Source organism: Streptomyces sp. NPDC054961 (assembly GCF_053609145.1).
This window is the reverse complement of record NZ_JBSGWY010000015.1, coordinates 153,128-153,431: the sequence shown is the minus strand read 5'-3', so window position 1 is coordinate 153,431 and position 304 is coordinate 153,128.

The window sequence follows — 304 nt, the reverse complement described above, 5'->3', positions numbered from 1 at the left end:
CCCGCCCGCCCCCCCCCCGCCCGCCGGCCGTCGGCCCCCGCCCCCCCCCCCCGGGCCCCCCGCCCCCCCCCCCCCCCCCCCCCCCCGCCCCCCCCCCCCGCCTCCTCAGGGGGATCCGACGGTTTCCGGCGCCTCCGGTCCGCCGACGACCGCGGAACCGACCCGCGCCGCCGCGGCCGAGGCTCCGCCCGCCTCCAGCGGCGGTACGGCCGAGGGGCCGGCCGCCCCGGCGGGCGGCGCGGGGGGGGCGGCGGGGGGGCGCCCCCCCGGGGCGGGGGGGGGGGGGGGCGCGGCCCGCGGCGGA